The following is a 477-nucleotide window of genomic DNA, read 5'->3' on the forward strand; positions in this document are numbered from 1 at the left end:
TCCCCTTTGAGCAACGGTGTCATCGGCAAAAGCGCTTTTCTAACCGAAGAAAAGGCAAACTTCCGCCCAGTATTCGAGCCAACCGACAACTGGAACTACGAGTAATTCGGGAGTTATTTACCCTTTACCCCATTAGCGTCATTCATTACGAAAAAGTGATGGCAGACGTAGATAGAACCAGTGGACGAAAAGGAGCAAAATCAGGCAAAGGTTTTTCTCCCGTCATGGTGGGTCAAAGGCAAATGCTCCAATGGCTATCCGAATTCGCTCCAGTCAAAGTGCATCAAGGCTGGCAACGAGACGGAAATGGCACGAGTCAACTACGAAAATGGTTGGGTTTGGAAAAGAATAAAACCGACAAATCCAAGCCAGAACCCGCGACTCATGCTGTTGATGGCGTGACTTTGGCCGCCTTCGAGTTTATCGAGTGGCGAGAATGGCATACCCAAAACGCCAAGCATGGTGCATGGGTAGGAG

The 477-nt window shown here is 48.6% G+C and carries 1 protein-coding gene; it reads left to right on the top strand.

Annotated elements, in window-relative coordinates:
- The coding region (locus JUI58_RS00145; RefSeq protein WP_204101741.1) for an RRXRR domain-containing protein at positions 1-477 on the top strand (477 nt) is incomplete at both ends.

The organism is Spirulina sp. CCY15215 (assembly GCF_016888125.1).
In the GTDB taxonomy this organism is placed as follows: Bacteria; Cyanobacteriota; Cyanobacteriia; order Cyanobacteriales; family Spirulinaceae; genus CCY15215.